The organism is Mycobacterium innocens (genome assembly GCF_900566055.1).
Taxonomy (GTDB): Bacteria; Actinomycetota; Actinomycetes; order Mycobacteriales; family Mycobacteriaceae; genus Mycobacterium; species Mycobacterium innocens.
Genome location: NZ_UPHQ01000127.1, coordinates 1 through 5,833, shown reverse-complemented (window position 1 = coordinate 5,833; position 5,833 = coordinate 1). Strand labels below are relative to the sequence as shown.

At 65.6% G+C, this 5,833-nt stretch carries 4 protein-coding genes and 4 pseudogenes; 4 read left to right on the top strand and 4 right to left on the bottom strand.

From position 1 onward, the window contains the following. A pseudogene (locus EET03_RS14030) lies at positions 1 to 107 on the top strand (IS982 family transposase); the annotation flags it as partial. A 22-nt stretch (positions 108 to 129) separates the two neighbouring features. Here EET03_RS14030 and EET03_RS14025 read toward each other — a convergent pair. After that, positions 130 to 858, bottom strand: a pseudogene (locus EET03_RS14025) (phytoene desaturase family protein); the annotation flags it as partial. A 53-nt stretch (positions 859 to 911) separates the two neighbouring features. Between EET03_RS14025 and EET03_RS14020 the strand changes: the two are divergent. Next, positions 912 to 1,523: a TetR/AcrR family transcriptional regulator gene (locus EET03_RS14020; protein ID WP_075542207.1), complete on the top strand. Its 612-nt coding sequence runs from the start codon at positions 912 to 914 to the stop codon at positions 1,521 to 1,523. 146 nt (positions 1,524 to 1,669) lie between these two features. Here EET03_RS14020 and EET03_RS14015 read toward each other — a convergent pair whose 3' ends face one another. Next, the gene (locus EET03_RS14015; protein ID WP_099194186.1) at positions 1,670 to 2,668 is read right to left on the bottom strand and encodes a DUF732 domain-containing protein; all 999 of its coding nucleotides are present in this window, start codon (positions 2,666 to 2,668) and stop codon (positions 1,670 to 1,672) included. 402 nt (positions 2,669 to 3,070) lie between these two features. On the opposite strand from EET03_RS14015, the pseudogene EET03_RS14010 reads away from it, so the two are divergent. Next, positions 3,071 to 4,030, top strand: a pseudogene (locus EET03_RS14010) (NAD(P)H-dependent flavin oxidoreductase). On the opposite strand, the gene EET03_RS14005 reads toward EET03_RS14010, so the two are convergent. Together EET03_RS14005 and EET03_RS31525 are read right to left on the bottom strand one after the other, a co-directional pair. After that, entirely contained in the window at positions 4,024 to 4,659 is a 636-nt protein-coding gene (locus EET03_RS14005; protein ID WP_244232355.1) for a hypothetical protein, read from the bottom strand. The pseudogene EET03_RS14010 and the gene EET03_RS14005 overlap by 7 nt on opposite strands. A 321-nt stretch (positions 4,660 to 4,980) precedes the next feature. Further along, positions 4,981 to 5,064, bottom strand: a pseudogene (locus tag EET03_RS31525) (hypothetical protein); the annotation flags it as partial. 92 nt (positions 5,065 to 5,156) lie between these two features. Here EET03_RS31525 and EET03_RS14000 point away from each other — a divergent pair. Continuing rightward, positions 5,157 to 5,648 (top strand): carboxymuconolactone decarboxylase family protein, encoded by a 492-nt coding sequence (locus EET03_RS14000; RefSeq protein WP_082274569.1) that lies wholly within the window; start codon positions 5,157 to 5,159, stop codon positions 5,646 to 5,648. Positions 5,649 to 5,833 lie beyond the last annotated feature (185 nt).

Below are 5,833 nucleotides of genomic sequence, written 5' to 3'. Positions count from 1 at the left end.
TCTACGCCCGCGTCGCCCAGCGCCTCCTCGCCCTTGCCGCTGTGATCTGGCACAACTGGAAGATCAACAGCCCAGTCAAGAGGTCACTGATCGCCTACGACCACTGACCAAGGTTGGGAATTACTCATCTAGTTTGGTCATCATGGCGGTGCCGCCGGTGTTGTCCTGGGGTATCGCCAGGGCGAAGGCCAGGCAGGTGGCGCTGCCCGGCGTATAGGGTCCGCGGTAGGTGGAGTTGACGGCCAGAAACGCGAGCATTCCGCACATGACCGCATGCTTGTCCTTATCGGGCAGGAGCCGGTCGATCACATCCATCGCCGAACCGAACAGCATTTCGTGGATCGCCCGGCGTTCGGCTTCGTTGGCCGCGCAGGCATACATTTCGTCGAGGGTCTTGGGGGGTTGGCGTACGTCGAAACGGCCGAGCGCTTTTGCGGGTCCGTGACTCCAGCCGATCAGTTCGGCCATGCCGGTGACGGCCTCCAAGCCGTGCCGCTCGTCCAGGTGCGTCATCAGCTGCATCGGGTCGCGGTAGAAGATCATCGGCTCTTCGCCGGATTCGCCGATGTTGGTCGACATCACCGCCGGATCCACCGTGGGCAGGGTGTCGAGCCCGAGTTCCTTGGTGATTTGGCTTGCCGTGGGGAACTGCACCGAACCCGCGATCTCGTAGCGGAAGCCGTCAATCAACTCCACCGTCGCCGCCATTCCTCCCGCGTAGGTGTTGGCTTCCAGGCACAGGGTGCGCAGGCCCGCGCGTTGCAGAACCGCGGCGGCGGTCAGCCCGTTGTGCCCCGCTCCCACCACAATCGCGTCGTAGTCGGTCATCTTCTCAAGATGCTGTGTCAGTATTGACATAATTAGAAGATGTCAGTTCTGACTCCTGCCGGCCGGGCTACCATCGGTTCGACATGACTGTGCTAGTTCGCAAACCGCCCAGCCGTCATGAGCTACGCCGACGATCCACGCATGAAGCGCTGCGTCGGGCCGCGCTGAAAACCTTCGCCCGCAAGGGATTTGCGAATGTGACGGTGACCGAGCTGGCGCGCGAGGCCGGGGTAACCGAGCGCACCTTCTTCCGGCATTTTCCGACCAAGGAGGCGGTGCTCTTCCAGGACTACGAGATCCACCTGGAATGGCTGGCCGAGGCGCTTGCCCAGCGTCCGCCAACCGAGCCGCTGTTCGATGCGGTGCTGTCCAGTGTCGCGGCGTTTCCCCATGACGTGGAGGTAGTCCGCCAGGCCGCCACCGCCCGGGCGGAGCTGATCAGCGCGGAGCGTATCGCGACTCATCTGCGGGTGGTACAGGCGTCGTTTGCGCGGGTATTGACCGAATTCGTGCGCAACCGGTACCTGGAGGTGCCCGACATCGATCTCGCCGCCGAGATCGCGGGCTCAACGCTGGCAGCGGCACTGGTTGTGGCAGTTGAGCATTGGGGCCGCAATGGTTGTGTCGGCGATCTCGGTGAGCTGGCGGCGGCCAGTGTGGATTTGGTTAGGTCGGGGCTGGCGCCGCTGGCTTAGTTGGCTTGCCGTAGCGCACCGAATCGCATCCGGGAATCGATGTCGGCGACCGGACACGCGGTCCGCATCAAGGTCATACAAGGTCATCGGATCGTCGCGGCGAGCAGTGGCAGACTTTGGCGGCAGCCAACGACATGGTCGCGGTCTTACGGTGCGAGCCTGATAACGCCCGGCGGCGAGGGGCGTGCCGGCGACGGCTGCACCGGACCGGTTCCGCCACTGCCGCCACTGCCGCTGCCACCGCCACCGGCGCCGGCCCCGGGCTGAGGGCCATCAGCGGGAGGCTCCACCTCTTGCGGTGCTGGCGGCGGCTCTTGCGGTGGTGGCGGCTCTTGTGGTGGCGGCGGTTCTTGTGGTGGCGGCGGTTCTTGTGGTGGCGGCGGCGATTGCCTTGATGGCGGCGGTGTCGCGATCGGCGCGGGCGGTGTCACGATGTGCGCGGTCGGCGGCGGTGGTGCCGGAGTTTGCGGCGGGCTCGGTAGCTGGGGATCCCCCTCGGGAACCGCCGCGATCCGCGAGGCCAGCATGGTGCCAAGTGCGTTACCGGCCGACCGGTTTCCGTAGTGGCCCGCCATGACAGCACCGCTATCCATCAACGGCAGCCGCGTCGTAGCGACGCCGGTCGGTTCGTGCCACGTCGCCGGCATGGTCGTCATGTCCAACGCCGGCGGCGTCAGTACCTCGCATCCCACATTGACTGATTCTCGGGTGTACGTGGCGATCCAGCGGGTCGGTTCATTCGATTGCGGCGCCGGAGTAGCCGTGATGGAAGCTATCTTGCCCCGGTCGTACGGACAGTAGATCTCCACCGCCGCAGTGACGAATCGGGTCATGGTGGACGTGACGCGCCTGGGCGGGTATTGGCGCAAGGTCGGGTCCATGTTGTACGCGTCATTGCGCAGCCCGTCGACTATTTCGTCCACCGGCATGCCGCCATCGAGTTTGCGACAAACTTTGTGGGCTGCGGCGATCACGCGGGGCACATTTGAGAGGACAGGGATTTCTTTCTTCTCGAGCAGTGCCAGAAACTGATCGTCCTGATTCGGGTCGGCAGCTGCTGCGCCGCCCCGGAGAATTGCTATGCCGGTTACCACCACGACGGCGCTAAGCAGGGCGCCGACGTGACTAGTGATGCCGCCGAACATGGCAGGGGCCTCCATTCCGCTAGAGGCGTCACTTGGCGGGCTTTGGATCGCGATTTACGCCGCACGAGTGGCTGTCTGGTCAGGTTTCCCGAGGTACCTCCGTATCTTTTGGTCCGCATTCGCAGGATGCCACACATATACCCCACCTGGGTAGGGGCAAAAGACCTTTAGCTTGGGCCGGGCCGCAGGGTCGCTTGCCGAAGCCGCTGTGAGCGGACGCGCTTCGCCGCCGTTAGTGAGTAACGAGTGGCATTCGGCGGCGACAGCAGCAGCATGCCTAACCCCGAGACCAGCCGGACGGTGCGGCCGCTGATGGTCTCGGTCACCCAAAACGGCCAAGAGGACTGCTCTTTCGGCCTTAGCCGGGCACGTTACTCACCGGAGAGCCCGAAGGAGTGTGCAATGTCGCTGAGCACCCGCCTGACCGAATTCTTCGGGATCGAACATCCGATACTGCTCGCGCCGATGGCCCTGGTTTCCGGGGGCAGGCTGGCGTCGGCGGTTACCGCAGCCGGGGGTCTGGGTCTCGTCGGCGGCGGCTACGGCGAGGCCGATTGGCTGCAAGCCCAGATCGGCGAAACCGACGGCGCGCGAGTCGGATACGGGTTCATCACCTGTAGCCTGGCACGTAACCCCCGGCTGCTCGACAACGCTCTGGCGCAGCAACCCGCGACCATCATGCTGTCCTTCGCTGATCTGACGCAGTTCGCCGAGCGCATCCGCCGGCGCCGGAGTTCCGCTGACCGCTCAGGTGCAAACTCTGCACCAGGCGCGCCTTGCCCTGGCAGTCGGCGCACAGATCATCGTGGCCCAGGGCGGCGAGGCGGGCGGGCACGGAATGGGTGCCCGGTCGACGTTCACGCTGGTGCCCGACGTCGTCGACCTCGTAGCGCGACGCTCGCCGGAAACGCTGGTGGTGGCCGCCGGCGGCGTCGCCGACGGCCGTGGACTGGCTGCCGCGCTGGCGCTCGGGGCCGACGGCGTGCGCGTCGGCACCCGGTTCTGGGCGGCGACCGAGGCGCTGGTGTCACCGCGAGCCCAGCAGCGAGGCATCGACGCCGACGGTGACGACACCGTGCGCACCAGGGTCTATGACATTGTGCGGCAGCGTGATTGGCCTGACGAATACGACGCCCGGATGGTCGGCAACGCCTTGACTGCGAGGTGGCACGGCCACGAGGCCGAATTGTCGGCTCGGTTGCCGGACGTGCTCAACGAATTCGAAGGGCGACTGCGGCAGAGGATTTCGACGTCATCACGGTACTCGTCGGCGAGGCGATAGGACTCATCCACGACGTTCGCCCCGCCGCTGAGATCGTGCATCACATGGTCCGCACCGCCGCACGAATCCTGAATCAGTAAAGCGGCGACCACGCCGATGTTCGCAGCAGCCGGCTCTGCCACTGGTCGCGGTATTTCAGCGCCTCGTACATGTAGCTTCCCGGCCCCCGGTGCTCCGGCGGAGTGTCGTTGGTCAGCAGGTGTACCGGCGCCGCATAGTTGTTGGAGTCGTCAATCTTTTGCCACCGCATCGCTTCTCGGCGCCGGTAGCTGCCACGTGCGACCTGGAAGCAGGCCTGGATGTCGAGTATCCGCATGCCGGCGGGGGCTTTCGACAGCGGCCGGTAGTAGATCTCGTCCCAGGAGCGGGTGTAGTCTTCCAGCGGCGCGTAGGGCCAGCCGGTGTCCTCCATGAACAGGCTCAGCGGATGGGTGGCACCGTCGGTGGGGACCGTGGCCAGGTCCACCGTCTGCAGCGGGGACCAATCGACCGGGAGCAAGATCTTGCCCGTCGCGTCGTACCGGAGATTGTCGAGCTCGCGCATCCAGGGCCGCAGGTCGCCGTGCTGGGCGCGACGTACCAGTCGCTCCAAGGCAGCGCCGTCGGTAATCGCGGTGATGGTGACGACGGTGTGGGAGGCCCCGGAACCGTCCGCGTGGTTGGTGTACCAGAGCAGCCGAGCATCGTCCTGGTTGGCCAGCGTCGGCATCCAGCCCTCCCGATAGGCAGCTTCGGGGCTGGAAAGCGGCTTGGATGGTCCGTGGTCGCCGCTGCAGGACGTGGCCCTCGCGGAGGTGCCGTCCGATGGGCGCGAGCACGAGCATGACCCTCTACCTGGAAGACACAATGTGGCCCTATCAGGAGAAGTTCGAAGACGCTATTTGGCACGTTGATTCCGGCGTCGCATCGCTGACCCTGCCGAGGTGACATCGAGCCTGCGCTCACTGCGCCACGTGGTCGTCGCGCATGGCGCCTATGGCCGCAGAATCGATGCCCTGGCCGCAGGCTCGATGCCGTAAAGACTCGATGTTCAACGGCCCAGTGGGTGTTCGGCGAGCCAGCCGGCGGCCACCGCCCGCGGTTCGGCCCCGCCCGCCACCTGGCCGCGCACCCCGGGCCCGGAACTGCGAAGCACATCTGGACAGTCGAGCCGAGAATCTGGTTTGCTCCGATCGGTAGTCGTATTCACCCGGCAGGAGCTCGCGCATGGCCCGACTTGACGTGCCGGACGGTCCCGGTGGCGAAGCCGCGATGATCTGGACGCTACGTCCCGAGCTCGGTGGCATGGTCCAGCGGATGATCCGCGGCGCATACCAGCAGAGCATCGTGCCGGCCGACGAGCGCGAGCTGGCCAGGATGCGTATCGCGCAGATCAACGACTGCGTCGCGTGCTCGGGCTTTCGTGCGCCGTCACTGCTGGACGCCGGCCCGAAAGCCCCAGCGGCCGAGCTCTACGACCACGTCGCGGACTACGCCGGCTACCCCGGCTACACGCCGCGCCAACGCCTTGTCATCGAGTTCGCCGAGCGCTTCGCCACCGACCACGCGTCACTGGACGACGCATTCTTCGAGCGCTTGCGTGCGCTGTTCTCCGATGCGGAAATCCTCGATCTCACGCTGTGCATCGCGGTGTTCCTGGGCCTGGGGCGTTCGCTGACGGTGCTCGGGGTCGACCAGTCCTGCGCGATCGACATCTAGATGAGTAATTCCCAACTGCGCGCGGAGTGTGCATCGGCTGCGCCGAGTGTGTACTGGCGGGTGTGTCCCGAACGTGGAAGGGAGTTCGATGTAGGTAGAGCTTTCCGAAGCGGTGCTGTGCAGGAGATGAGGGATTGTCGGCCCTTCGGAGTCGCCCTGCGGGGGGTGGCTTCAAACCGCCACAT